Source organism: Shewanella sp. SM23 (assembly GCF_025654295.1).
Classification (GTDB): domain Bacteria; phylum Pseudomonadota; class Gammaproteobacteria; order Enterobacterales; family Shewanellaceae; genus Shewanella; species Shewanella oncorhynchi.
Genome location: NZ_JAKKRM010000003.1, coordinates 355,113 through 379,099, shown reverse-complemented (window position 1 = coordinate 379,099; position 23,987 = coordinate 355,113). Strand labels below are relative to the sequence as shown.

General features: G+C 42.4%; 22 protein-coding genes. 9 read left to right on the top strand and 13 right to left on the bottom strand.

What is annotated here, in order from left to right; all coding sequences use genetic code 11:
• The coding region (locus L5L98_RS06460; RefSeq protein WP_263139434.1) for a transposase at nt 1–355 on the top strand (355 nt) is incomplete at its 5' end.
• A 74-nt stretch (nt 356–429) separates the two neighbouring features.
• Here L5L98_RS06460 and L5L98_RS06455 read toward each other — a convergent pair.
• The 5 genes from L5L98_RS06455 to L5L98_RS06435 form a co-directional block, all read right to left on the bottom strand.
• Entirely contained in the window at nt 430–1,371 is a 942-nt protein-coding gene (locus tag L5L98_RS06455) for a nucleoside-diphosphate sugar epimerase/dehydratase (RefSeq protein WP_212600959.1), read from the bottom strand.
• Nucleotides 1,368–2,504, bottom strand: coding sequence for a phosphonoacetaldehyde reductase (locus L5L98_RS06450; RefSeq protein WP_212600958.1), 1,137 nt, complete (start codon nt 2,502–2,504; stop codon nt 1,368–1,370). The genes L5L98_RS06455 and L5L98_RS06450 overlap by 4 nt, the downstream gene beginning before the upstream one ends.
• Nucleotides 2,491–3,618 carry a phosphonopyruvate decarboxylase gene (gene aepY, locus L5L98_RS06445; protein WP_212600957.1) on the bottom strand — a complete coding sequence of 376 codons (1,128 nt, stop codon included), beginning with the start codon at nt 3,616–3,618 and terminating at the stop codon, nt 2,491–2,493. Before aepY ends, L5L98_RS06450 begins: the two co-directional genes overlap by 14 nt.
• The gene (aepX, locus tag L5L98_RS06440; RefSeq protein WP_263139432.1) at nt 3,618–4,919 is read right to left on the bottom strand and encodes a phosphoenolpyruvate mutase; all 1,302 of its coding nucleotides are present in this window, start codon (nt 4,917–4,919) and stop codon (nt 3,618–3,620) included. The genes aepY and aepX overlap by 1 nt, the downstream gene beginning before the upstream one ends.
• Before the next feature lie 121 nt (nt 4,920–5,040).
• Nucleotides 5,041–5,226 (bottom strand): hypothetical protein, encoded by a 186-nt coding sequence (locus L5L98_RS06435; RefSeq protein ID WP_263139430.1) that lies wholly within the window; start codon nt 5,224–5,226, stop codon nt 5,041–5,043.
• Nucleotides 5,227–5,260: 34 nt separating this feature from the next.
• On the opposite strand from L5L98_RS06435, the gene L5L98_RS06430 reads away from it, so the two are divergent.
• Nucleotides 5,261–5,431 (top strand): hypothetical protein, encoded by a 171-nt coding sequence (locus tag L5L98_RS06430; RefSeq protein WP_212600954.1) that lies wholly within the window; start codon nt 5,261–5,263, stop codon nt 5,429–5,431.
• A 97-nt stretch (nt 5,432–5,528) separates the two neighbouring features.
• Here the strand turns inward: L5L98_RS06430 and L5L98_RS06425 are convergent, their stop codons facing one another.
• Together L5L98_RS06425 and L5L98_RS06420 are read right to left on the bottom strand one after the other, a co-directional pair.
• Entirely contained in the window at nt 5,529–7,085 is a 1,557-nt protein-coding gene (locus tag L5L98_RS06425; RefSeq protein ID WP_212600953.1) for a CDP-glycerol glycerophosphotransferase family protein, read from the bottom strand.
• Between the two features lie 537 nt (nt 7,086–7,622).
• A complete protein-coding gene (locus tag L5L98_RS06420) occupies nt 7,623–8,513 on the bottom strand; it encodes a LicD family protein (protein WP_212600951.1) in 891 nt (296 codons plus the stop codon).
• A 122-nt stretch (nt 8,514–8,635) separates the two neighbouring features.
• On the opposite strand from L5L98_RS06420, the gene L5L98_RS06415 reads away from it, so the two are divergent.
• From L5L98_RS06415 to L5L98_RS06390, 6 genes are read left to right on the top strand one after another with little or no spacing between them, the layout of a single operon-like run.
• Nucleotides 8,636–10,195 (top strand): CDP-glycerol glycerophosphotransferase family protein, encoded by a 1,560-nt coding sequence (locus L5L98_RS06415; protein WP_212600950.1) that lies wholly within the window; start codon nt 8,636–8,638, stop codon nt 10,193–10,195.
• Nucleotides 10,196–10,211: 16 nt separating this feature from the next.
• Nucleotides 10,212–10,781: an adenylyl-sulfate kinase gene (locus tag L5L98_RS06410; RefSeq protein WP_212600949.1), complete on the top strand. Its 570-nt coding sequence runs from the start codon at nt 10,212–10,214 to the stop codon at nt 10,779–10,781.
• The gene (locus tag L5L98_RS06405; RefSeq protein ID WP_212600948.1) at nt 10,771–11,520 is read left to right on the top strand and encodes a class I SAM-dependent methyltransferase; all 750 of its coding nucleotides are present in this window, start codon (nt 10,771–10,773) and stop codon (nt 11,518–11,520) included. The genes L5L98_RS06410 and L5L98_RS06405 overlap by 11 nt, the downstream gene beginning before the upstream one ends.
• A gap of 10 nt (nt 11,521–11,530) precedes the next feature.
• A complete protein-coding gene (locus tag L5L98_RS06400) occupies nt 11,531–13,864 on the top strand; it encodes a PEP/pyruvate-binding domain-containing protein (RefSeq protein WP_212600947.1) in 2,334 nt (777 codons plus the stop codon).
• Nucleotides 13,831–14,469, top strand: a complete 639-nt coding sequence (locus tag L5L98_RS06395; RefSeq protein ID WP_212600946.1) for a gamma-glutamyl-gamma-aminobutyrate hydrolase family protein — start codon at nt 13,831–13,833, stop codon at nt 14,467–14,469. Before L5L98_RS06400 ends, L5L98_RS06395 begins: the two co-directional genes overlap by 34 nt.
• Nucleotides 14,466–15,308: a phosphocholine cytidylyltransferase family protein gene (locus L5L98_RS06390; protein WP_263139418.1), complete on the top strand. Its 843-nt coding sequence runs from the start codon at nt 14,466–14,468 to the stop codon at nt 15,306–15,308. Before L5L98_RS06395 ends, L5L98_RS06390 begins: the two co-directional genes overlap by 4 nt.
• A gap of 49 nt (nt 15,309–15,357) precedes the next feature.
• Here L5L98_RS06390 and L5L98_RS06385 read toward each other — a convergent pair whose 3' ends face one another.
• Nucleotides 15,358–15,618 carry a hypothetical protein gene (locus tag L5L98_RS06385; protein ID WP_212600944.1) on the bottom strand — a complete coding sequence of 87 codons (261 nt, stop codon included), beginning with the start codon at nt 15,616–15,618 and terminating at the stop codon, nt 15,358–15,360.
• Nucleotides 15,615–16,904, bottom strand: a complete 1,290-nt coding sequence (locus L5L98_RS06380) for a motility associated factor glycosyltransferase family protein (RefSeq protein WP_263139416.1) — start codon at nt 16,902–16,904, stop codon at nt 15,615–15,617. Before L5L98_RS06380 ends, L5L98_RS06385 begins: the two co-directional genes overlap by 4 nt.
• A 235-nt stretch (nt 16,905–17,139) precedes the next feature.
• On the opposite strand from L5L98_RS06380, the gene L5L98_RS06375 reads away from it, so the two are divergent.
• Nucleotides 17,140–18,462, top strand: a complete 1,323-nt coding sequence (locus tag L5L98_RS06375) for a tyrosine-type recombinase/integrase (RefSeq protein ID WP_263139415.1) — start codon at nt 17,140–17,142, stop codon at nt 18,460–18,462.
• On the opposite strand, the gene L5L98_RS06370 is transcribed toward L5L98_RS06375, so the two are convergent.
• The 4 genes from L5L98_RS06370 to L5L98_RS06355 form a co-directional block, all read right to left on the bottom strand.
• Nucleotides 18,454–19,074, bottom strand: coding sequence for a hypothetical protein (locus L5L98_RS06370; RefSeq protein WP_248067322.1), 621 nt, complete (start codon nt 19,072–19,074; stop codon nt 18,454–18,456). The two genes, L5L98_RS06375 and L5L98_RS06370, sit on opposite strands and share 9 nt — an antisense overlap.
• Nucleotides 19,075–19,092: 18 nt before the next feature.
• Complete coding sequence (locus L5L98_RS06365; RefSeq protein ID WP_263139412.1) at nt 19,093–19,710, bottom strand: DUF6988 family protein; 618 nt, start codon at nt 19,708–19,710, stop codon at nt 19,093–19,095.
• A 947-nt stretch (nt 19,711–20,657) separates the two neighbouring features.
• Nucleotides 20,658–21,755, bottom strand: coding sequence for a reverse transcriptase family protein (locus L5L98_RS06360; protein WP_248067316.1), 1,098 nt, complete (start codon nt 21,753–21,755; stop codon nt 20,658–20,660).
• A 147-nt stretch (nt 21,756–21,902) separates the two neighbouring features.
• Nucleotides 21,903–23,951, bottom strand: a complete 2,049-nt coding sequence (locus tag L5L98_RS06355) for a retron Eco8 family effector endonuclease (RefSeq protein WP_248067314.1) — start codon at nt 23,949–23,951, stop codon at nt 21,903–21,905.
• Nucleotides 23,952–23,987 lie beyond the last annotated feature (36 nt).

Here is a 23,987-nt window from a genome sequence, read left to right as displayed (position 1 = left end):
GATGGTGCACAGTGACATGAATAAACTCTATGCTGATAAAGGGTATATCAGTAAAGCGCTGTCCAGTGAATTGCTGGAGAAAGGCGTGAAGTTGGTGACGAACGTGCGTAAGAATATGAAAGCAAAAGCGATGTCGTTGTGGGATAGAGCGATGCTGTCGAGACGTTTCATCATAGAAACCATCAACGACCAGTTAAAAAATATCTCTCAAATAGAACACTCAAGACATCGCAGTGTGCATGGTTTTATACTGAATATGATTGCGGGACTCATCGCCTATCAATTGAAAGACAATAAGCCACAACTGAACCTCACTAACGGGGAGTTTAATGCTATTGCAGTTATGGCTCGTTAAACCGATCTCAGGTTAAAGAGATTGTTGGGTTCAAGGCGGCGTTAAATATGACTGTTATACGTGAAGACTGAGGGTTACCCGAGCGGCTGTGATAGAGTATTGTCGATTCGGTCTGATGCTATGGCTTCGCTACGTAAACCAGTTTGCTGTACTTGTTCAAAAGAAACGCTTTGGGTGTGGGCATAGTCACCTATGGCCATCGTTTTTTTCTCTTGCTGCCAATCCGCCCCATATACAAAAGCCAGATAATCTTTGGTATCGGCAGGTATCTTGATTGTTGCGCCATGCCATTGTATGTCATCGCACACTTCAAAATGTACCGCTGGGGCATACCATAGGCCAAGGCTCGCGAGATGCACTGACTTACCTTGTTCGTTCCGCCTAAAACACACCGAAATCTCAAAAGGTTGATAATCCGGATTTTGATGCCTCAGGGTGTAACTCGCGACCCTGTGCTGCTGATCAATTAGCTGATCTAGCTGCCATTGTACTGGCGCCTGATATTGTTCAATAAACTGTTTTAACAGGGCGAGTACCGCGGCTTGTTCTGCCTCATCGACGGCAAAATCAATGTCATCATCCCAAGGCAGGATATCTTGATTGCGTATTAAACCCAGCAGGGTGCCAAAGTCTGCTACTAAACGGATCTGCCTTTGTGCCGCCATCTCAGATAATGTACACAACATATCACGGGCTAGCTGATGGGTTGCTGCATCGGCAAAAGGGGCTGCCGATTTGAGCTGATGTTTATCCGGTACCTGCAGTAGCTCAGGGGCTATTTGATATTGCTGCATCAGTTGTTGGCGTACTTCCTGAAACCACTGGGTAGTGATCACTAATCTGTCAAATTGTAAGTTGGCTAATTGAGCGGGACCGATCACAGGATAATTGGCAAAGGTGCTGCCATGCTTGGTCACATCATTATCACAGACGGCAATCACCTGTTCAGTGGCTGAGAGCTGTTTGATATAAGCTCTGGCTCCCTGACCAGCACCAAAAAGTACCAGTTTTTTCATGTATTACCCGCCTCTGCCAGTTGTAGTGCGCGTTGCAGCAATAAGTGGATCTCATCTTCATTCATTGGCAATACAAAATTGTCGGCTCGGCCGGGATTAACCATTTCCGGCACCAGCGCAGATAGCTGTTGCCATGACAGATATTGTGTCAGTTCGGAGTAAAGCGGCAACTGCACTAACCAGTCAGACAAACGGAGCAATAAGGGGTGTATATCTTGTGGTATAGCCTGCTTCGACAACACCAATTCAATAATAGCAGGCAGACTGAAACTGCAGGCTAAGCCGTGAGGCACAGCATAATGGCTGGTCAGCGGATAAGAAATCGAATGGGCGATGGCGGTTCTGTTGATGCTGATGGCAAGCCCCGCCAGAAAGCTGGCCTTCTGTAACTGCTCTCTGCCATTTAACTGATCCGGCTGTTTTAACACTGTCGTCAGATGCTGCATCACCAGCTCCAGCGCCTGAATGGCGTAGCCGCAGCTTATTGGCGTGTTGTGTTTATTCCACAAGGTTTCCACACTATGCGACACAGTATCTAATGCTGTATATAAAGTTTCTTGCCACGGCAGACTTAGCGTCAGTTCTGGTTGTAATAAGGTTAAAACCGGATACATGCCCGGATGAGCAAGCGAATACTTTTTATGAAACACAGCATCCCAGACGGTGGCAAAAGGGGTCACTTCTGCACCTGTGCCTGCTGTAGTAGGAATAGTAATTAAAGGCAGTGAAGGCAACCAGTCCAGAGGTTGTTTTTGTCTGAAATGCAGGTTCAGCAAACCATCAGCATGCTCCGGCTGCACCAGCGTTTGTGTCAGTACTTTCGCTGCATCCAAAGCGCTGCCGCCGCCCAAAGCAATCAGCAGCTGTGGTTTTAACGGACGAAATTGTGCCGTGAGTTTGTCTAATACATCCAGTTCAGGATTAGGAGTGATGCCATCAAACAGCAGAACTTCTGTCGCTTCGGTTAAATGCTGTGTTAGCTCTGCAACCACACCCCGTTTAGTAAAACCAGCACTGGTGATAATCAACACTGTTAAACCACGGCATTCACTGCTTAATGCTGCAAATGCACCAGGGCCAGTAACTAATAGAGTTTGCTGCTGCACGGGCAAATCGGACTCAGAGGCCGGCATCAATATACCTCATAAATGCGATTTTGTTTTGTTCTGCCGTGCTGTCCGGCCGTCCCAGATCATCCCGTGAGCCCTGAGCGATCAGCACTTCCAGTAATACAGGGCCTGTCAGCTGTTTTGCTTGTTGCATCGCCGCAGCAACTTCTGCAGCTGTGCTGGCTTTTAAATAGCTTTTATAATTTAGCGAGGTCGCCAAAGCGCCTATATTAATTTCACCAGCTACAGTAGGTTGCCCACCGACAGACTCGTGCGACTGATTGTTTAATACCAGATGCAATAAGTTAGCTGGCGCAACAGAGCCTATAATAGCCATAGCACCCAGATGCATCAGCATTGAACCATCACCATCAATACAGACCACAGCACGCTCTGGTTGCGCCATAGCCACACCTAATGCAATGGATGAAGTATGCCCCATAGCACCTACAGTTAAGAAATCACGCTGAGTTTCACCACGTTGTTTACGTAGCTCAAAGACTTCTCTGGAGGTTTTGCCGGTGGTGCTTACTACGGCTTCATCACCGGACAGGTTGTCCAGCACCACAGCCAGAGCTTCTTCACGTTTCATGGATGAAGCTGCAATCACCGCTCTGCCTGAATGGTAGTCGGCGAAGGCACCTTTACGAACCAGTAAGGCAACTGGGGACTGATGTCGTTGTGTGTACTCAACGGCCTGTTGTACCTGCAGCTGATAGTCAGAAGCAGAGTCGAGTACAAAATAAGGAATACTTAATAAATCCAGCAGAGCAGGGGTGATGCGGCCTTGTTTGATATGCTGAGGCTCATCTTTAACGCCTGGTTCACCACGCCAGCCGATAATCAGCAAAGCCGGAATTTTATACACTTCAGCGTCGGTCAATGAGGTCAGTGGGTTCACCAGATTACCCAGACCAGAGTTTTGCAGATAAACCGCTGCAACTTTGCCTGATGCAAGGTGATAACCCGCGGCCATCGCCAGCGCATTGCCTTCGTTGGCGGTAATACGGTGCTGGCTGGCTGGCAGCTGATCGTCGACATAAGCGCAAAGATTCGCTAATAACGAATCAGGCACACCAAAAAACATCTCGATCTGGTGCTGCTTTAAGCTCTGGGAAAAGGCATCTGGCTGGATCACTACTTCCCTCCCGGGATCAACTCAAGAATTTGTTGAATAGGCATCATATCGGCGTCTGCTTCGGCAGAGCGGCTATGGGTCAGGATAGACTGGGCAGTTTTGACCATAGCAGGGTAAGCGCTACGTAATAGCTGGTTGGCATAAATCACTACGTTAACACCATGGTCTTTCAGCTGTTTTTCAGTGACTTTGTTGTAACTGGATGGCACTGCCACCAGAGTTTTACGATTCTCTAACGTGTTGTATTTTTTACAAAATTCAAAAACTTCATCCGGCGTTTTTTCTCTGCTGTGGATCATAATGCCGTCGGCACCTGCATCGAGAAAAGCTTCAGCTCGTTCCATCGCATGATCAATACCCATGCCTAAAATCAGGCTTTCAATCCGGGCGATAATCATAAAATCACGGGTGGCCTGAGCATTTTTACCAGCGCGGATTTTGGCGCAGAAGTTTTCAATACTGTCCTGAGTTTGCTCAACATCAGTGCCAAACAAAGAGTTTTTCTTCAGACCGGTTTTATCTTCAATAATCACGGCCGACACGCCAAGGCGTTCAAGTGTTTTTACGGTAAAGACAAAGTGTTCAGTTTTGCCGCCGGTGTCACCATCATAAATAATAGGTTTAGTGGTTACTTCCAACACTTCGTTTAAGGTCACCATACGGGACGATACGTCTACCGCTTCAATATCAGGTTTACCTTTGGCGGTGGAGTCGGTCAGGCTGCTGCCCCACATGCCATCAAATTCCTGTGGGCCATCAGGGGTGTTCACTTTGGTATTTTCAATAATTAAACCGGACAGCGCGTTATGAATATCTAAAAAACGCACCAGAGGTTTAGCGGCCAACATACGGCGCAACGAACGCAGACGAATATCAGGCGTAGTGCCAATTTCTTTCATGGCAGCATGTAAGCGGGTAGAGGAAATACCCTGAGTGTATGGCACTTCTACCAGTTTACCGCCCCATTGAGCTAATGCATCAATCACCCGTTGTCTGGTTTTAGCCTGCACGCCATCTTGCCAGTCGTCACCGTGCACCACAAAATCAGGTTTTAATTGTTTCAGATTGGGCACGTAATCCAGCGTCGTTTGAGGGATCACTGTGCAAACGCCTTTGATATTTTCAACCACAATTTTGCGTTGCTCAAAGGTCATAAAAGGCACTCTTTTATAACTGGCAATGGCTTGATCGGTCAGCAATCCTACGGTGACGTCACCCAGTTCAGCTGCTTTTTTTAAAATATTCAGATGACCCGGATGAACCAGATCGGCACTCATACCTACATAGACGGATTTTGTCATGATAATTTTGGCAACCCTGTTTAAACATTTAATGAGAGTGGATCTATGTTACTACCTAAGTTAAGTTATCGTCCAATAAAGGAAATAGTTTAGAAACTCTGTTATTCAGCGACATTATTTTTTATTCTGTGATATTGCTGTAATTGGCATGGCTCCAATCCTTGCGTGGAATATGCCAGTCCTCTCCGTACAGCAACTGTAAATATTGCCTTGCATCGGCGGGAACCGTTAAAGACTGAACTTGGTACTCTAGGCTGATCCATTCTGAGGTTAGGTCATTCGGCGCTTGCAAAATTGGTGGTGCCAATCAGCATAGCAGCTCCAACTATATGGTTGGCATTATGGCTAAACTGGCAGCCAATATCAGTAATGAAAATCCTGAATTCCTGCAGATTTTTCATCCGATGTTGGTTTTGTGGTGGAAATATTTTTTGGAAGGAGAGCAATTATACATTGAAAAATCTTTTGTGTTGGATCAGGTCAGTGTCAGTTATTTAAGAAAGATAAAATAACCTGAGATCACTGTCAGAATTACAGCCTTGGGCCTAAATAGTATTTCAAGCCCAAGATTGTAGTGGCCTAATATTACTGAGTAATACAACGTTCAAGTCAGCCGATTTGCTTTTGATGATCCCGCAAGTACCACCAGTCAGGATGACAGCTGTTATTCAAAATATAACTGACATTGTTGATAAAATAATCTTCGCTGCGCCCATCATTAAATAGGATCTGTTTGCTGTGCTGTAATATTTTTTCAGCATACTGGCCAGGATTCTCCAGCATGGTAGCTATGGCTAAAAGTAGTGAGTTGACATCTGACACTGTAACGCCAAAGTGTTCGCGGTCCTGAATATAATCAAAATGCCCCAGTTGTTCTTTCAATAAGTGGTTACCTGGAGAAAAAAATACTACAGGGCGTTTGGTTGTCAGTGCAAAAGTAAATGCAGTTGACGAAGTGTCTGAGATTAACACTGCAGCACGGCCATAATTAGCCAGATAGTCTCCTCTGGAGCTGTCTAACTCGCAGCGAGAATGCTGGCAATATTCTATTGCTGCACGTATAGCATCTGCTGTTGGGCTATTTTTCCCTGCCCGTACTCTGGACAAGTCTTTAGGGTGAGGACGAAACACTATGCGATAGGACGGAAATGCCTGAACCAAAGCCTCAAGAATTGCGGATGCCTGATAAATAGAGTAGGTCAGCTCGGTTTTGTCCGGCATTTCAACACTGGCCGTAGGGGCGTATACCAGAGTATCTGATGCTTCAGCCATTTGCTGAAGTTTTAGTCTGTTGTAGTCCAATCGTGGATAACCACCAGGGATCAAGATGACTTCATTTTTATAGTCACCATCTAACAGTAGTTGTTTCATGCCATTAAAAGCTGGGCGCGATGAGGTGAAAATGTAATGGCGTTTTGGTTGCGAAATGGATTTATACAAAACGTCCTCAAACAAACAATAATCATAAATTACATGCATAAAAGTGACTTTGCAGACTGATGGCGCAGAACAAGGTATAAAGTGTGGTGTTATGGCTAGATCAGCAGTGTTATTGAGTACCGCAGAGAGATTACTTTGTAGATGTAATTGAATAGAATTATCGCCCGCTAAATCAGTTTCATCAGAGTAACTGATCACTTCGTAGTGGTTAGTCAGCTTTTCCGCCAAAGGATTGACGTGCTGACGAAAACCACCTCCTCCGGCACATCCGCCTGCGTAGAAATTAAAACTGATTAGGCTTTTTTTTCCGACTACTTTGGTTGATTTTAGTTGGGTTATGCGTTGTTCTAATGAGGGAATGTCACTTAATGGGACTTGCAGCAATTCAGGCAGCTTGATGCCTTCCTGATGTAAAGTTCGCAAAAACGTCAGGCTCGTTTCTGACTCTAAATTCAGGATTAATAACGGGTTTACCCCAGCAACTATAAGTCGGTTGCGGGCGGCTTCTTGATGTTTTTCCAGCGAAATTGCGATTAGTACACAAGTGTTGCTGGTTTGAACTGTGGCCTTTATTTGATCGCTGCTGTAAATAGGTAGGCTCTCTTTGGTGCCTGTAGCTATTTCGTCAATAAAACCCTGTACCACAACGCCCGTATCGGTGAGCATTTTCAAGGTCAGGGACGCAAAACTCCCCGCTCCGGCAATGTAATACGACAATGGCTGCATATAAACTCCTCGTGATTCTTGTCGTCTATCGGCTAGTAACTTTAATCTGTGCTGTATCTGCATAATGTGCGGAATATTGCAATAACAGCTTGATATAATTTGCATTTAATGCGAAGGCAAAATTGTCTGTACCGCCTGGTGCCAGCATCTCTGGCTGCAACAGATAAAGCAGCTGTCAGTCAATATACTGACTGAGTTCAGCATAAAGTGGCAGCTGCAAAAACCAATGGTATAGCTTTTCTAGCAATTGCATATCTTCCACCACAACTTCATGTGTTTTTAACCGTTCAATAATAGCTGGCAGACTAAAGCTACTGTCTTTGAGGCACGCCATAGTGGCTGATCAGCGGATAAGAGAACGAATGCGCTATGGTGGGCGGTTCTTTGATACTGATGGCAAGCCTTCCAGAAAGCAGGCTTTTGTAACTGTGCTTTGCCGTTTAGCTGATCCGGCTGTTGCAACATGGTAGTCAGGTGCTGCATCGTTATCGTCCAATAAAGGAAATAGTTTAGAAAAATGCCCATTTTTGTCAGGGCTTATTCTGTGATATTGCTGTAATTGGCATGGCTCCAGTCTTGTTTGGGTATATGCCAGTTGTCCCCGTACAGCAGCGTCAGATACTGCTGAGTGCTGGCCGGAATAGTTAAGACATGACCCTGATAATCCAGACTCACCCGTGCTGAGGTTAATTCGTCCGGAGCCTGCAAGGTCGTAGTGCCAACCAGCCAGTATCTTAAAGGGCCAACCTTATGCTTAATAATAAAGTCCACTAAATGCTCTGCAGACATGCCCGCGCTTTGCAACGTCACTTTAATAATACGCCAGCCTTGCTGTGGGCCTTCAGCTGTATCAAATATACCTGACTGATAACTGACCTGCCATGGCGTTGCGTGCTGAGCGTCGGCCGCGAGAAAAGATTGCAGCACTTCAAATGCGGCTTCTGCATGCTCAGCGTCAATGGCGATATCCACATCATTATCCCAGGGCAATAAATCTCCTTCCCTGACCAGTCCCAGCAAAGTGCCGTGGTCAATGTAATAGGGAATGTTTTTTTTGCTTAATACGCTGGTCAGTTGCAACATTAATTGCCTTGCCTGATGGTACAACTGCCCTCGTTGTAGCGGCTGTAATCCTTTCAATACTGTGGCTGATGCCACGGAAATGGCACTGGCTACTATGCCATATTGCCCTATGAGCTGCTGGCGGATTGGCTGAAAATACATGCTACAAATTACAATCTGACTCCAGTCGTACTGCTGGATTTGTGCCGGGCTAATCACCGGCACCTGATCAATAAAAGTGCCTTGTTTAGTGACGTCATTATCTGCTATTGCCAGCACAGTGGTATCCGCTTGCTGTTGGTACCAGTATAAGGCCCGTTGTCCACCGACGCTGGCACCAAATAAAATAATGGATTTTTTATGCACTGTCTTATACCTCTGTCAGCCCACACTCAGATGAATTTTTAGCTTCTGTCTTACTGTATCGTACTGGCCTGTTTATTGCTTTAACATTCAGATTTTACTAAGGTAGCTAAAGCAAAGGCGTGATGGAACTAAACAGAGAAAAAATGGGATCTGAAGTCAAAGTATATATTGCAGGCGCAGGGTCTTTTGCCGTGACTGTGTTGCATTGCCTGTTGCAGCTTGAGATCTCTGTTGACGGCGTTATTGATGAGCAACAGCAAAGCCCGTGGCACGATTTGCCGGTGTACAAAGCTTCTGAACTGGACGCAGCGATTCCTTGTGTCGTTTTTCTGGCGGTTTCCAGTGCAGTCCATCAACAGGCCGCATTACAAAGATTAACCTTAGCGGGTGTGCAGCGCTCACAGATCCTCAATGTGCAACATGACTCCGCTTTAGTTTTGTTAGAGTCTTTGTTTCAGCTGAATTACCCGGTCAAACCAGTGCTTTTAAGCCCTCCTTTAGTGGATATGGCCACTGTGGAACAGCGGATTTTGGGTCCTTTGTCAGAACGATTGCCTGCTCCTCAGCCAGACAGTCCTTTAATCAGTTTTCATTTTTATGGCAGGGCTGGTGCTTATCGTCAGCATTTAAACCCTGTAGCACAGCAGTTAGCTCAGACCTATCAGCTGGTCACTTTTTCTGACGAGCCAGATAAAGCCGAAGAAAAATCGGTGAATTTAGTGCTGCAATCTTTAAGTGCAAGTGAGCAAAACACCAGCTCAGCGCTGGCTATCTCATCCCGCTTCTGGCGTTGTGCGCATCCTGCTGTACCAAAACTAAGCTGTATGCATGTGATTTATGATTACGATCCCTTTGACCGTAAAGCTGATATAGCCCAGCCAGAGCGGCATTATATTTTTGCGTCCTCAAAGCCTGCTTTTGACCGGATGCAACAGGAATTAATAGCGGGTCAGTTTAAAAACCAGGTGGTGTTGATCCCCGGCGGTTACCCGAGGTTAGACAGCAACAGAGCCCAGTTTCAGCAGTATCAGGGGCCTGTCGATTGTATTATTTATGCACCTACCGCCAGTATGTTTGATATCCCGGATTGCCAGTGGAGTTACTCGCTTTATCATGGTGTGCAAATTCTGGCTGCGCTTGAGAAACACTTCCCGCAGTACCGGATTTTATTCAGACCTCATCCCGGAGATTTGGCCTATCTGCAATCGGGCAAACCGGCCAAAGCAGCACAGGCGTTGCGGGATACGCTGGCGTTTTGCCAGCAATCCCGTTGTGAACTGGATTTAGGCGGCTCCAGCTATATGGCAACCTATCAGCGCAGTGCTTTGATGGTATCCGACACTTCATCGACGGCTTTTACCTTTGCGTTAACCTGTCGCAGACCTGTAGTGTTTTACGCCCCAGATAATCAGAAACTAATGGAAAAATACGGTAATTTTTCTTCCATTAAGGACAGACCGGCTTTTGGCGCTTGTGTTTCGGATGTTCAGATGCTGGTCAGTACAGTACGGAATATGTTGCAGGCTCCAGGCCATTATAGGGAACGGATAGAGCTGCAGACTGAAAAAGTGTTGTTTAATGATGGCAATACAGTGAGCTATTTTAAAGATACAGTTAAAGCCATCCTTGGTGGATATGATTTACCAGGCTGGTGGCGTTTAGAATCGGGGCGGTGCAGCTGAAAATGTGGATTAAATAATGACTGATGTAATACAAAATAATGCTAATACAGGTCTGTGTCTTTGGGTAACAGGCTTGCCTGGTTCAGGAAAAACAACACTGGCGCAGCTGTTGCAGAAACAAATTAAAAGTCTGGTGGGCAGGCAATTTTTGTTGCTTGATGGCGATGAATTACGTGAGGTATTTGGCAGTACAACTTTGCATCAGTCAGAGCAACGCAAAAATTTGTCGTATCAGTACGCCCGGCTGGCACGGTTGCTTTGTTCGCAAGGGGCAAATGTTATTGTTTCAACTGTCTCAATGTTTGAAGACGTGCGGCAATGGAACAGAGAAAATATTACAAATTATCTGGAGATTTTTATTGATGTGCCGATAGAAGTCTTAATAAGCAGAGACAAGCATGGCCTCTACAGCGGCGCTATGCGTGGCGAAGTGAACAATGTATTGGGTATAAATGCCAGCTATGAGGCGCCTTTGAAACCAGATATCCGGATATGCCCTATGCCGGAGGACGAGGTGGAGAAAAGTCTGAAGCAGCTGATCAATGAATTAAAGTCAAAGATTGTGGAGTTAAATAATGAAAACTGAGTGGAATTACACTGAACTTGCGGAAGCCTATTTAAAGCGTCCTGACTATGCCGATGACGCTATCGACCAACTCTTTGCTCTGGCTGGCTTGGCGGCGGGAAAACATGCCTGTGATGTCGGTGCTGGTGTTGCACATTTGACTTTGCATTTATTAAAACGTGGTTTACAAGTCAATGCCGTTGAACCGAACGATGCAATGCGAAGCCGCGGAATTAAACGTACTGAAGGCATGAATGCAATCTGGTTTGAAGGGGTAGGTGAAGCAACAGGACAACAGTCTGGCGTGTTTGATATTGTTACTTTTGGCTCCTCTTTTAACGTCTGTGACAGACCAAAAGCTTTGTTGGAAGTAAAACGTATTGCCAAACCACAAGGCTGGTTTGCAGCTATGTGGAATCACCGCGATTTAACAGACCCAATTCAGTCTGAAATTGAAGCCCTGATCCGTACCCGTGTTGAAGGTTATGGTTATGGAGTGCGCCGTGAAGATCAAACCGAAGTGATGGAGCAAAGCGGCTTGTTTAACGCCGTTCATTATATTGAAGGCCATGTAGTGCATCAGCAGGATATTGCATCTGTAGTTGAAGCCTGGCGCTCACATGCCACTCTTGCCCGTCAGGCTGGCGACTTATTTGAACTGGTGATTGAAGATATTGAAAAATTTCTGCTGGCTTTAGGCACTGATCATATTCAAATCCCCTACACCACCAGGTTGTGGGCCGCGCAGCTGAAAGCATAAAGGGGCTATTATGGGGTTGTTGTTTGGTACTAAGGCACAGACGTTAGCCAACCTGGAAGGTCAGCTACAGCATGCCAGCGTATTGCCCCAACTGGTTGCCAACACGGCTGTATTGCAGCAGCCTGAATCACTTCAGCTGCTGCGCTCAGAACTGGAGAAACGGCAATGGCTGGATACTGATCTGGTGGTGCGAAGCAGTGCACAAAATGAAGACAGCTTTGAGCATTCTCTGGCAGGGCATTATGACTCTGTATTGCATGTGCGGGGATGGTTGGCTTGTTGTGACGCTATGCAAACCGTGGCCCGGTCTTATGGCCCATCCGCTGTAGATGAACAACTGCTGATCCAGCCCCAATTACTGGATGTGGCCCTCAGCGGTGTGATTTTCACTCGTGACCCTTCTACTTTGGGACACTATTGGGTGATTAATTATGATCCGCTGTCGGGTCGTACTGACTTAGTTACCTCTGGCGAAAAAGCCGAACTGGAAACCTGCTATATCGCCAAAAGTTGTCCTTTGTCTTATTACCCCGAAGGGCCATTAGGCAAATTGTTGCTGGCTGCAAAAGAGCTGGAACTACTGTTTAACTGTGACCATCTGGATATAGAGTTTGCTTTTGACCAGCAAGGCCACTGTTTTATTTTACAAGTCAGGCCTTTGGTTAAAGACTGGTCTGTGGCACCAACAGCAACGGAGTCGGCTGATGTGCTGGCTCAGGTGGCGCATAAGTTTGGCCAGTTAAACCGCCGTCATCCGTTTTTAGGCGGTGAGCGCACTGTATTTGGTGTGATGCCTGACTGGAATCCGGCTGAAATTATTGGTGTCAGGCCACGACCACTGGCTATGAGTTTATACAAAGAGCTGGTGACCGATAGTATCTGGGCTTACCAGCGTGATAATTACGGTTACAGAAACCTGCGCAGTTTTCCGCTGCTGCATAGTTTTGCCGGTGTGCCTTTTATTGATGTCAGGGTGAGTTTTAACTCTTTTGTGCCCGGAGATCTGGGCGATGAACTGACCGACAAGCTGGTGGATTATTACATCAGTCAACTGGTGAAAAACCCGACCCAACATGACAAAGTGGAGTTTGAAATCATTTTGTCCTGTTACACCCTGGATTTACCCCAGCGGCTGGAATCACTTAAAGCCCGTGGCTTTGACGATGATGAACTGATGTTATTGCAGCAATCATTACGGGGCCTGACCAACAGAATTATCAATTCTGAAAACGGTTTGTGGCTAAAAGATATCGAAAAAATAGAGATGCTAAAAACAAGGCAACAAAGCTTGTTTGACGCTGATTTACCGGTCTTTGATAAAATTTACTGGATCATCGAAGACTGTAAACGTTATGGCACTTTGCCTTTTGCCGGTTTGGCCCGGGCTGGTTTTATTGCAGTACAAATGCTGAAATCTATGGTGACAGTGGGCATTTTGTCAGAGCAAAATTACGCCAGCTTTATGAATTCTCTGGAAACCATCAGCTCTGCGTTGGGTAAAGATCAACAGCAGATGGAGCCGGACAGCTTTTTAGAACTCTATGGCCATTTGCGCCCCGGCACTTACGACATCACCAGCTTACGCTACGATGAAGCGCAGGAATTTTATTTAGCCAAATCAGCCGCCGTAGGCACTAAAAGCCTGGATGAATTCCATTTGTCATTAAAGCAGCTTGAGCAATTACAAAGTGCTTTAGACTCACATCAGCTGCAACACACCATCATCAGCTTGTTTAGTTTTCTTAAAAAAGCCATTGAAGGCCGTGAATACGCCAAGTTTGTCTTTACCCGCAGTCTGAGTCAGGTGCTGAAATTGCTGGCGGATTGGGGTGAACAGCATCAGTTAAACCGGGATCAGATGTCCTATCTGGATTATTCGGTGATCCGGCAGATGTACAGCAGCACAGTGGATGCAGGCCAGTTAATCCGCAGCAGCATAGCGTCTGGTAAACAGCAGTTTAAACAAACAGAATCTGTGGTGTTGCCAGCCTTAATTCATTCTGAGCAAAACATTTACCAGTTTCATTTAAGTGCAGATGAGCCGAACTTTATCACTTTGCAGTCCTGTATCGGTGAAGTGCAGTCCTGTACTTTAGGTCAGGATTTAGCGGGCAAAATTTTACTGATCCCAAGTGCGGATCCAGGCTATGACTGGATTTTCTCTCAGGGCATTATTGGTTTTATTACCAAATATGGCGGAGTGAATTCTCATATGGCCATAAGGGCTGCAGAGCTGAATATGCCGGCCATTATTGGCGCAGGTGAAAAGCTATATCGCCAATGTGAGCAGGCCAGAACACTGGAGTTGGATTGCAGCCAACGGCTGGTCAGGGTGTTGCAGTGAAGCTGGTGCTGGTCAGCCAAAGGGTTGAAGTCAATACAGCAACAACAGAACGCAGAGATATGCTGGATCAACGCTGGGCTTTGTTGTTGGCGCAAGCTGGTTTTATCGCCATGCCGGTGCCAAATCTGTTGCCACTTACGACTGAAAGCTTTTCAGGGCTGACTATCGCAGGTGTGGTGCTGAGTGGTGGCAATGATCTGGTGGCATACGGCGGTGATGCACCTGAACGGGATGCTCAGGAATCTACACTTCTGGAGTTAGCCAGGCTACAGCAGTGGCCGGTATTGGGGATTTGCCGTGGTATGCAACTGCTGACTCACTCTACAGGTGGCCAGTTGCAGCAGATTGGTGGCCATGTGGCGGTGCGGCATCAGCTGAATTTTGCCGGGCAGAATCGTTCTGTAAACAGCTTTCACCGCTGGGCTTGTCTGCCGGACTTGCAGCAATGGCAGGTGACAGCACAAAGTGCGGATCAGAGTATTGAGGCGATAGCGCACCGCAGCTTACCCTGGTGTGGCTGGATGTGGCATCCGGAGCGTGAAGCTGAGTTTCATCCGCAGGATGTGCAATTTATCCATGATTTTTTTTCGGGCTCTGCTTCATGAACCAAGTAAAAACAAAAGCATTAATTCTTGCTGCCGGACAAGGCAGCCGATTACGACCTTTTACTCAGTCTGCTCCTAAAGCCATGGTGCCTTTTGCTGATGTGCCTTTATTTGATTACCAACTGGCGGTGTTACGCCATTGTGGTATTGAACAAATTGCGGTTGTTACCGGGTACTGTGCTGAAACACTCGCTGCTTATCCGCTGCCGCAGTTTTATAACGCAGAACATCTGAGCACCAATATGGTGTACAGCTTGTTTTGTGCCGAAGACTTTATGGCAGGCAATGAGGATCTGTTGATTTGTTATTCCGACATTTTGTATCAACCGCAATTGATAGAGCAGTTACTGGCCACAGAAGCTGATGCTGCTGTAGTGGCTGATTTAAACTGGTTTAAACTCTGGAGCTGCAGAATGGATGACCCTTTATCCGACGCTGAGAGTTTTAAAGTCAAAGAGGGGTACCTGCTGGAATTAGGCAAAAAAGCATCTTCGCTGGATGATATCAGTGCGCAGTATACGGGTTTGATTAAAATCTCAGCCAGCCGCCTTGCCGATTTTATTCAGTGTTATCGTAGTTTGCCGGAAGACAGACTTTATGACGGTAAAACTAAAAGCCAGATGTTTATGACCAGTTTGCTGCAACTGATGATAGAGCAGGGCTGGCGTATTAAACCGGCCTATTGCAAAGGCGGCTGGCTGGAAATTGATACTGTGGAGGATCTGACTCAGTATCAGCAGATGGAGGCTGAGGGGCGCCTTTTGACTGAGCTGGCACTGGATATCCCTATGCTGAAAAATCTGCTGTTACAGGGTAAAGCTAGCCTATATCAGGACTAGTCACTATATTTTTACAATCTCCGCTATACTCTAGTCCTTTTTCAGGTCGTTAGTTGCCTTGTAGCATGCTAGGCAGTTCATATTCTAAATAATCTGCTAGTGCTAGCCAATCATAACGCTCCTGTGCCGCTAATATTGCGGGGAGCATAAGGGTGATTTCATCGGCTTGAGGCGCACTCTTTAGTATCGGCTCTAAGAGATTGAGACATTCACGGAATTGCTGTGAAGCTTCAGCCTCTCGCCCAAGTCTAAATTTATGGGCGGTAGCGATAAGTTTTGCAATAAGTGAATAAACAAGATCATTTGTCATTTGATAAATGCCTTATACTGAGCGCCATGGATCCTTGCTCCATCCAAACTCGATTGATAAAACTTAACATTATGTTTTGATTGAATATAGTGTTCAAGACTGCGCAAATATCCCCTAAAATTTAAATCAGTTGGCACTCTTTCACCATGACCGTTAATGAGCCAATGCTTTGCATTATTGACTTTGGGCCCCAGAGCCCCATCAGGCCAAAATGCATGGGTTTTATTATTGGCATAACAGAAATCACAACCAAATAGGGATATTTGGTAGGCCCCTAAATACACGGCGAGATCGACGGCCGGATGAACGACACTGCCATTGGTAAATAATCGCTTCTTAGGAATTTTCTTCGCTAAATCATCATAGAGAGAGCTACTCGAATAAGCACAATACTTGGGGCCCTGCCATTGTGCGAGGATCAGAGGATTAATTTTGGGAAAGTAGACTAAGGTGACATGCCTTGTCTGTTCCATGGGGAAATGGTCTGGACGGATCTTAGGATCTATACTCAAAATAATATCAGGTAGTATATCGTGCTGAAGTAAAGCCTTAAATGAGGTATCAACTGCAATAATCAGTTGTCTCAATGATACTGGCTGTTGCGCTAATTCGAATAAATATGAATAGTGATCCTCGAGGGTAGGGCCCGAACCTATGACAATACAGTGTGAATTTCTATGGGTATTTAAGAGTAGTGCAGCATCAGGATCGTTTAATACACTGGGAATATTGGCATTAATTCTTGCCAATGACGTTTCATCAACCGTGTGTTTTTGATTCGCAAAATTGCGGTTGAGTTCGTAGACGAGCAAATCTCGAGTAATGGCATTCTCATTACTGGTCAAAATTAACTCTGGCGTAATCGCAATATAGGGATAAACTAAGGTTTTATTTGCATGTTCCTTTAAACTAACTTTTGGATGCTTTAACCATTCGCTTTGATCTGTGTAACTGATGAGGAGGGCAAAAACGCTGAGGTTTAAAATGCAAACATCAATTGAAAGATACTGTGGATTATCGATAAGTAAACTTGGTACATCTCCCATACCGACACCGTAGACGGTTACGTGAGTTGCATCTGCAGGTAATGTACTGATAAAGAGCCGTGCTTCGGCGATGCGGTCATGACGACTACTGAGCTGAATACCATTAACACTGATAGTTTGATTACGACTGTTGATAAGGTGAGCATCTAATTCATTGATGGTTTGGTTTTTAATCGCAGCAGCTACGATAGGCCAACGCTTAACGATAATATTGAGATTAGACGCAAATAGCTCGGTCATTCCGTTTCTCCGGAAGATTTCTGGGAGTTTGATATCACCAAGGTCACTATCTGGTCTCTCCACAGGAGACAGTTCGCGACATTAATGAAAATTATCTAAAATTAATAAATCATTATAAAACATGCTTTTAAGTGTGTTTTGTGCGATTTTGACATTAACCAAAATTACTGTATTTTAGTCTAAATTAATCCCTATGGTGGCACATAGGCGGCACAGGATTTAAGGCTAAGTCATTATGAGCATTGAAACAAGCTTCACAAAACGTGCTTTCGAACAGCTCGAAATCGGTCAAAAACGCTTCAGAATTGCGGATTTCGGCCATCGAGACTCAATTAATGGCTTAATCTTAGATGTTTTTCCATCGGGAAAAAAGGTTTTTCGCTTTCGCCGCAAGCATTTAGGTAAAGACGTCACTGTAACGATCGGGGAGTTCCCGCATTTAACCATAGAGAACGCCCGCAAACAGGCCAAGCATATTGCCGTAGACTTAGCAGAAGGGGTGAATCCGAACGAAGCGAAACGCCTTGCCAAGCTTGAAGCTGAGCGCAAAGAAGCCTTGTCTATCAGCGTTCAACAATTGTTTGATTCCTTCGAAGCTGAGTTTATGGTCAAAATCAAAACGGGTGAACGGCGACTCAATTCCCTTAAGGATATTCAATCCACATGGAAGAACCATATTCAGCCGCGCATTGCCCATTTGCCCGTTGAGAGTATCACCACTGTCGAAGCCGAAAATCTGCTTAAGCTGATCATTACTAAAAACTCTGCCGCTGTTCGCAATAAATGCCTGACCTTGCTCAAGTCGATGTTTAACGAGCAAGCCATTAATCCCTTTGGCCGCATCAAAAAATTGGCGGCGGTGAAGCGTGAGCGGATTTTGAATCAGCATGAGGTGCGGGCATTACTCGAGTCATTGGAATTTGAAGCGCCGCTTTACCGTGATGTAGTCATGCTATTACTGTTAACTGGGCAGCGTAAAAGCTGTGTGTTTAGCATGGAGTGGCGCGAGATAGATCACCAGCGCGGCGTGTGGATTATTCCGACCAGCAAGATTAAATCGAAAAAGCCCCATGCGGTGCCGTTAACCAAAGAGGTGATGGCAATTCTCGAACGCCGAAGCCATGAAGCCGCTCACGGCGTTAAATATGTGTTCCCTGCTGAGCGTAGTCACTCGGGGCATATTACCGAGAATGCAGGGAAGGGGAGTTTTTGGTATCGCATCACAGAGCGGGCAGGGCTGCGGAGTCCTGAAAAGTCAGCAACTGCGAAAGAGGATAATGTCACTATCCATGATTTACGCCGAACCATCGCCAGTTGGAGCGTAATGCGCGGTGGCAATATTCAAACCACTAGTAAGCTTTTAGGGCATAGCGATATCAGTATCACCGCCAGCACCTATGCTCATTTAGATGTTGAGAACGTGCGGGCAGAGCTCGGGATCACTACGGCGCATTTACTGGGGACATTTGTGCAAGAGTCTAAGGTGGATAAGCTGGTGAGGGAAATTGAACAGCTCTCTCTTGAAGAAAGGAAAGAGCTGCTTATTAGATTAAATTGAGGATTTTTTACTTTTATTCGTTACTCGATTGAACGGTTTGAATTTATGCTTAATTGTTGATCTTGCACTACTTAAATGACCATCTTGAAGTAATGCTACAATACCTAGAAAAATAAATACTCCACCAAATAAATAACCCATAAACGAAATGAAAAAATTATCAGATTTAGAATGTGTTACCATCATAATAATGATTCCGATGCTTGCTGATAATATGTATGCACCTATTAGTTTTATGTGCTCATAAAGTCTTGCTGAATTTCTTGAATATTTTTCTACATATCTGAAAGAGTCTTTTTTTTCTGAGATTTCGATATATCTTGCTTGATCACTATAAGCTTTCAGATGATTAAATGCGTGGGGTGTATTAATGAACCATTTACTTTCATCCAATGTGAGGTTTCTACTTATTAAACAACTAAATGCTACGCAGATTACAGGAAAGTTTTTGTCAGATGGTTCGTCAAGGTATGTTTTAATTTCTTTATAAATTTCGAACTTCTTAAGCCTACCTGTGCTTTTTTGTGCGAAAAGATGAGATAAAGTTAACGCTATACCAAAAATAGCAGCCAGTCCTCCAATCAATTTTGTAACAATATCAATGTATTCCATTTTTAATTCCAAATTAAATTACAGTGTATAGTTAAAACAATCCTGATATTTCTTAAAAGAGTGCATTGCATGTGCAGTAACTAACGGATTCTGAGTCATTTGTGCCCAAAAGTACCCTGTGATTCCACAAAGCTGATTAGAGTTTTTAAGTACATTTTCAAGTAATGGGATTGGATATCCTTTACTCTTACGACTGATAGCGTGGATGCCGCCATGTATGTAAGAACTGAGCGGCTTGTAAGAGTTGTCTTTAAATTCAAGTAACGGCTGAAGAGCATTTGGAGGCGCTTTTCCCTCCATTGATTTCATCATGTCTCCAACCATAGGTATTGAATTTCCTGCCTGAGCTGAGTCGCTGTTAAGCTCTGCAAGTAATTTATCAACCATGTTGTCTGATGCGGCAAAAATAAGCCAATGTGCCCTTACTAGAGATTCGTACTGAAGTCTTAATAGTCCTAAAGCGGAGGTAAAGGCATGTGAGTGCATTAGGATCTTAATGCTCTGAGCATGTTCCATCGAAACAGCACACAGGATGCGTGCTCCTTCTGTGCGCTTTGATAGGTGCGATTCAGGATGAGATAGAAGACCATAAACAAAATTTTCGTAGTCCGCAGAGCGTAATAGTAGCTGATCCATGCGTTCTAAATTCTTTTTAAACAGTTGGTTGAGTAAAGTCTACTCATTATTGATTTTTGAAGCAATGCAGAACAATAAGTGGCTATCAGTCTTTGTGCATCTCTAAGTGATGCGCTGTGGTAATATTCAAACTACCAATAAGTTACTCCGCCATAGTCCTCTGCCGTTAGGCAAATATATAAAAATAGCCTGTATCACAACCAGCACCTATGCTCATTTAGATGTTGAGAATGTCAGGGCAGAGCTAGAGATCACCACTGCGCCTTTACTGGGGACGTTTGTGCAAGAGTCTAAGGTGGATAAGCTGGTGAGGGAAATAGAGCTGCTCTCTAGTAATGAAAGAAGAGAGTTGTTTTCAATGATATCCAACTTAAGCTAGTACACATTAAAACCTATTAATTTTACATATTCATAACGTCTAGATATATTTGAATATTTTTCAATATACCTGAATAAATCAATTTTCTCTTATATTTCAATATATCTATCTTGAACGATATAGGCATTTAGGTGGCCAAATGCGTATGGAGTGTAAATAAACCATCTTAAAGTGAGGTTATCTGCTCGATAAATAGCTATATGCAATGCATATTGCTGGGGGATTTTTTTGTCTGAAAAATCGTCAAAACATGTTTTAATCTCTTTGTATAATTCGTATTTTTTAATCTTTCCTGTGTTTTTGTGCAAAAGATGAGGTAAAGTCAATGTTGAGTCTTAAATAGTAATAAATCACCATGTTTTTCAATTAAATCAATGCCTTGTCACTTCGTTCTGGCATTGATTTAAAACTGAAATGACTTAAGTATTGCTTTAGTTGTCACAAGAGATTTTCTTTCCGTAAGTAATTTTGTTGGGGCAATTTACACAATCTAAAATTATGTGCGTATAATCTATATTGAAAAATTTGAGGTCGATCAATTATAATTCTATATATTTTTATAATTAAGCTATATAGATATAGATTCTATTTTGTTAATTATCTTAATTATTTTTTCTAGATAGTTTTTTTCAATACAATGCTTATTTTCATTATAAGTTACGAATGAAAGTAAATAAGAACGATATCCGTTTAGTTTGTTTGTAATTTGATCTTTGATATATTTTTTAAAAAAAATCTCATTGTAATAACCAAACTTATTTTTAAAATTCAGCTTTGAAATGTTATATAAGTCTTTCATGATTATTTCGTGAGGGGTTCCCTTGTTGATTTCGTATATAAATTTGTTTATCTTCTTTAATTTTTTATTTGAAAGCCATATTTTTCCTTCTGATATACTTATCTCTTTAGATAGGAAAATCCTCCTTGGTTTTTTATTCTTAATTACATATCCGTTAAGTGATATTGTGTTTGTGCTTGTCACTCTTTTGCTTTTATTGAGTTTTAATGATAGCAAGGATACAAGTATTGATATCTCATTTTCAAAAGAATTATTGTGAACAAAAGGATTTGTGCTAGATGAGAAAAGCATGTCATCGGCATATCTTGTGTAAATAATATTTTTATTGTCACAGTATTTCTCAATTAGCAAGTCAACTTTTCTGAAAATTAAATTTGATATTGCTGGGGATGTTGGGAACCCAATGGGTAATATTTCTTTGTCTCTTATATTTGTGTTTTTGTGATTTGCAGAAACTTTGTGTGTAACGGCTAGGAAAGCAATTTCTAGCTCTGAAAATTTCCGATTTTCTTTTGTGTTGGAAAAAAAAGGACTCAAGAGTGATTTAATCTCAGATGTTTTTATGGAATGAAAAAAACTCTTAATGTCAAGTCGTAAGAAGTAATATCCAAATTTGTGAGGTTCTAAAAAATCAAGATAAGATTTATTTTCTACAAAACCACAGGCAGATGAGTTTATAGGAAGTTGTTTTAGTAGAATTCGATTAATCTTTTGATTAATAAAAAAGTGGTTACTATTAGTTGTTATTGAGAATAAGTCTTCTTTTCTAAAGTGATGTTCACGTACATTCCGTTCGAAATCATCAAATAACTTTAATTGTGTACCTAATATTTTTTGTGAAAAAAAATCTCTACTAAACTTTTTCATTAATGAAAGCTCCAATCCGATACAAAAGAACAGCATTACACCGAAGGTGTGCCCTCAGATAGCATAATATCGCAACATGCTGAAGTAGCTTATTTGGGCTAGGAGGGGCAAGCCCTCAAATCATTGGTGCAAGACCAACAATTCCCACTAACTATCGGATTGGAGCTGTTTGATTATATCATATAATTCAGGAAAATAAACTTTAAATTGTTTTTGAAAATCTTCTTTTTTTGCTACTTTTTCCTCTATGAAATTTATCGAGAAATCAATATATTTTGTTACCCACCCGTCAGCTTTGTCTGGTGTGGTTATATTCAAGAACTTATTTAGTTTTTGTAGTAGAAACCTAGCTTTTTTAGTTGTTTTGCTGGTTTCGTTGTTGAAAGGTTTTTTATTGTTTAAAATTTTAGTTTTTCCATTGAATAAAACTCTCATGTAATCTATTAGTAGATGTTCATCTATTACCTTGCTAGCTTTAAACCTAGAAATAATAGGGGTAATGTCAACTGAATACTCGTGTTTTATCCATTCATAGAATACTTCTCTACTGTCGTATGATATCAAACATTCTTCGAATGTTGTGTTGTTAATATATATGCTTTTACTTCTTAGATAGGTTTTAAGTTCGCTTATAGTGTTGTGGAATGTTGGAGTTAATATAATTTGTTTTGTTAAGTTTATTTTTAACTCAATCCCAATGGATTCTATTATGTTGTCTATGGTTTCTCTCATTAATTGATACTTAAAGTTATATCCTTTACTATAGTTTTCTCTCTGTTTTTCCAATGTCTTTTTGTCAAGTTTGAAATATTCGCCATTACTTTTTATATTTAAGAAAGTTTTATTGCTTTTATATGAAATGTCCCAGGCTTTATCTGCATCAAATAAAAAAAGGTATGGTATTGCAGAATTACTAAATGAAGGGTTTATTCTTTCGCCAATTACATTGCTGCTACATTTGTAAATGTCGATTTTTTGTAATTCTTGGAAATGATTTGCTAGTTTTATATTTCCAAAAGCTTCTAATTCAGTTTCGCCTTCTACAAATAAAATGAAATCGCTGAAAAATAATCTGGCTTCATTTTCGCTTAGGATATTTATAAAGCTTTCATTTTTGTAATCAGAGTTAAGTAGGTACAACTCTGTTGGAGAGCTTTTATTTTTCCGAAAACAATAAATGTTTTGCTTTTCTCTAAAGTTTTTAATAATTTGTTTTATTATTATTGGTGAGTGAGAGGTTATGAATATTTTTGGTGGTATTGTCGTTGCGGTATTTTTTTTATAGTTATAGTAACTATGAATGTTTTTTATTAGTTGCTCATTCATTTTTGGATGGAGACCAATTTCAGGTTCATCAATAAAAATAAATGGCGTTATATATTCTCGTTTGGATAGTGATATTAGAATTTTTAGAAATATATTAATAAAATGATACGAATTAGTTCCGTCAGATTGTGTTTTTAGTGCTAGACTATCAATCTCAAATGAGTGGCCTGTTAACCCAGATTTTACATATGTAAGTATTTTTTCTTTAGGTGTTAGCTTTTTTACTGTAATAATGTTTTCTAACTGGGTTACAAAATTTTTGTATTCATCAATTGAATTTTGATTTATAGAGTCATTAAAGAAATTTATAACTTTTTCATTATCTATTGTCGATAAGTTAAAGGATTTAATTGTTGAAATTAAATCCCATAAATCATCCCACTCATAAAGATTCATTCTTCTCGGTTCAATGTAGAAGAATGGGTAAAGGTATAGAATTAGATTGTGTACTTGTCTGTCATTAGTTGACCACTTTTTAGAGTTGTCATTGTAAATGTATAAGGTAAGTGTAAAAAATGTCTTTTTGTGGTCGTATTTGTTTATTGAGAAAATACCTCTTCTATCATTAGGGATTATTTTTCTTGAAATAAATGAGAAGTAATGGTTGTTAGGGTTCTTTTTTGATATGAGATGTATTCTTGTTGTGTCAAAAGTTAGAGATATTGAACCTTTTAAAGTATAGTTGGATTGAAGTGGTAAAGATTCAGTGGTTTTATTGGCTAGAGAGTCATAAAAGTATTTAATAGTTTTTAGTAAGTTCGATTTACCTACATTGTTTTTCCCTACGATACAATTGATATCACTTAGACTTTTTATTTCAAGATCTTCAAATGAAAGTATGTTTTTTATTCTTATTGATTGTATCGACACGAAATTTACTTCCCTTTCAACTGATGCACTAAGATA

Coding starts and splice junctions, on each gene's coding strand:
- L5L98_RS06415 (WP_212600950.1), top strand. CDS start 8,636: ATGGAACTAAACAGAGAAAAAATGGGATCTGAAGTCAAAGTATATATT.
- L5L98_RS06380 (WP_263139416.1), bottom strand. CDS start 16,904: ATGACCGAGCTATTTGCGTCTAATCTCAATATTATCGTTAAGCGTTGG.
- L5L98_RS06360 (WP_248067316.1), bottom strand. CDS start 21,755: ATGAAAAAGTTTAGTAGAGATTTTTTTTCACAAAAAATATTAGGTACA.
- L5L98_RS06365 (WP_263139412.1), bottom strand. CDS start 19,710: ATGGATCAGCTACTATTACGCTCTGCGGACTACGAAAATTTTGTTTAT.
- L5L98_RS06405 (WP_212600948.1), top strand. CDS start 10,771: ATGAAAACTGAGTGGAATTACACTGAACTTGCGGAAGCCTATTTAAAG.
- L5L98_RS06390 (WP_263139418.1), top strand. CDS start 14,466: ATGAACCAAGTAAAAACAAAAGCATTAATTCTTGCTGCCGGACAAGGC.
- L5L98_RS06455 (WP_212600959.1), bottom strand. CDS start 1,371: ATGAAAAAACTGGTACTTTTTGGTGCTGGTCAGGGAGCCAGAGCTTAT.
- L5L98_RS06370 (WP_248067322.1), bottom strand. CDS start 19,074: ATGGAATACATTGATATTGTTACAAAATTGATTGGAGGACTGGCTGCT.
- L5L98_RS06385 (WP_212600944.1), bottom strand. CDS start 15,618: ATGACAAATGATCTTGTTTATTCACTTATTGCAAAACTTATCGCTACC.
- L5L98_RS06425 (WP_212600953.1), bottom strand. CDS start 7,085: ATGCAGCCATTGTCGTATTACATTGCCGGAGCGGGGAGTTTTGCGTCC.
- L5L98_RS06375 (WP_263139415.1), top strand. CDS start 17,140: ATGAGCATTGAAACAAGCTTCACAAAACGTGCTTTCGAACAGCTCGAA.
- L5L98_RS06400 (WP_212600947.1), top strand. CDS start 11,531: ATGGGGTTGTTGTTTGGTACTAAGGCACAGACGTTAGCCAACCTGGAA.
- L5L98_RS06430 (WP_212600954.1), top strand. CDS start 5,261: ATGGCTAAACTGGCAGCCAATATCAGTAATGAAAATCCTGAATTCCTG.
- aepX (WP_263139432.1), bottom strand. CDS start 4,919: ATGACAAAATCCGTCTATGTAGGTATGAGTGCCGATCTGGTTCATCCG.
- L5L98_RS06410 (WP_212600949.1), top strand. CDS start 10,212: ATGACTGATGTAATACAAAATAATGCTAATACAGGTCTGTGTCTTTGG.
- L5L98_RS06450 (WP_212600958.1), bottom strand. CDS start 2,504: ATGCCGGCCTCTGAGTCCGATTTGCCCGTGCAGCAGCAAACTCTATTA.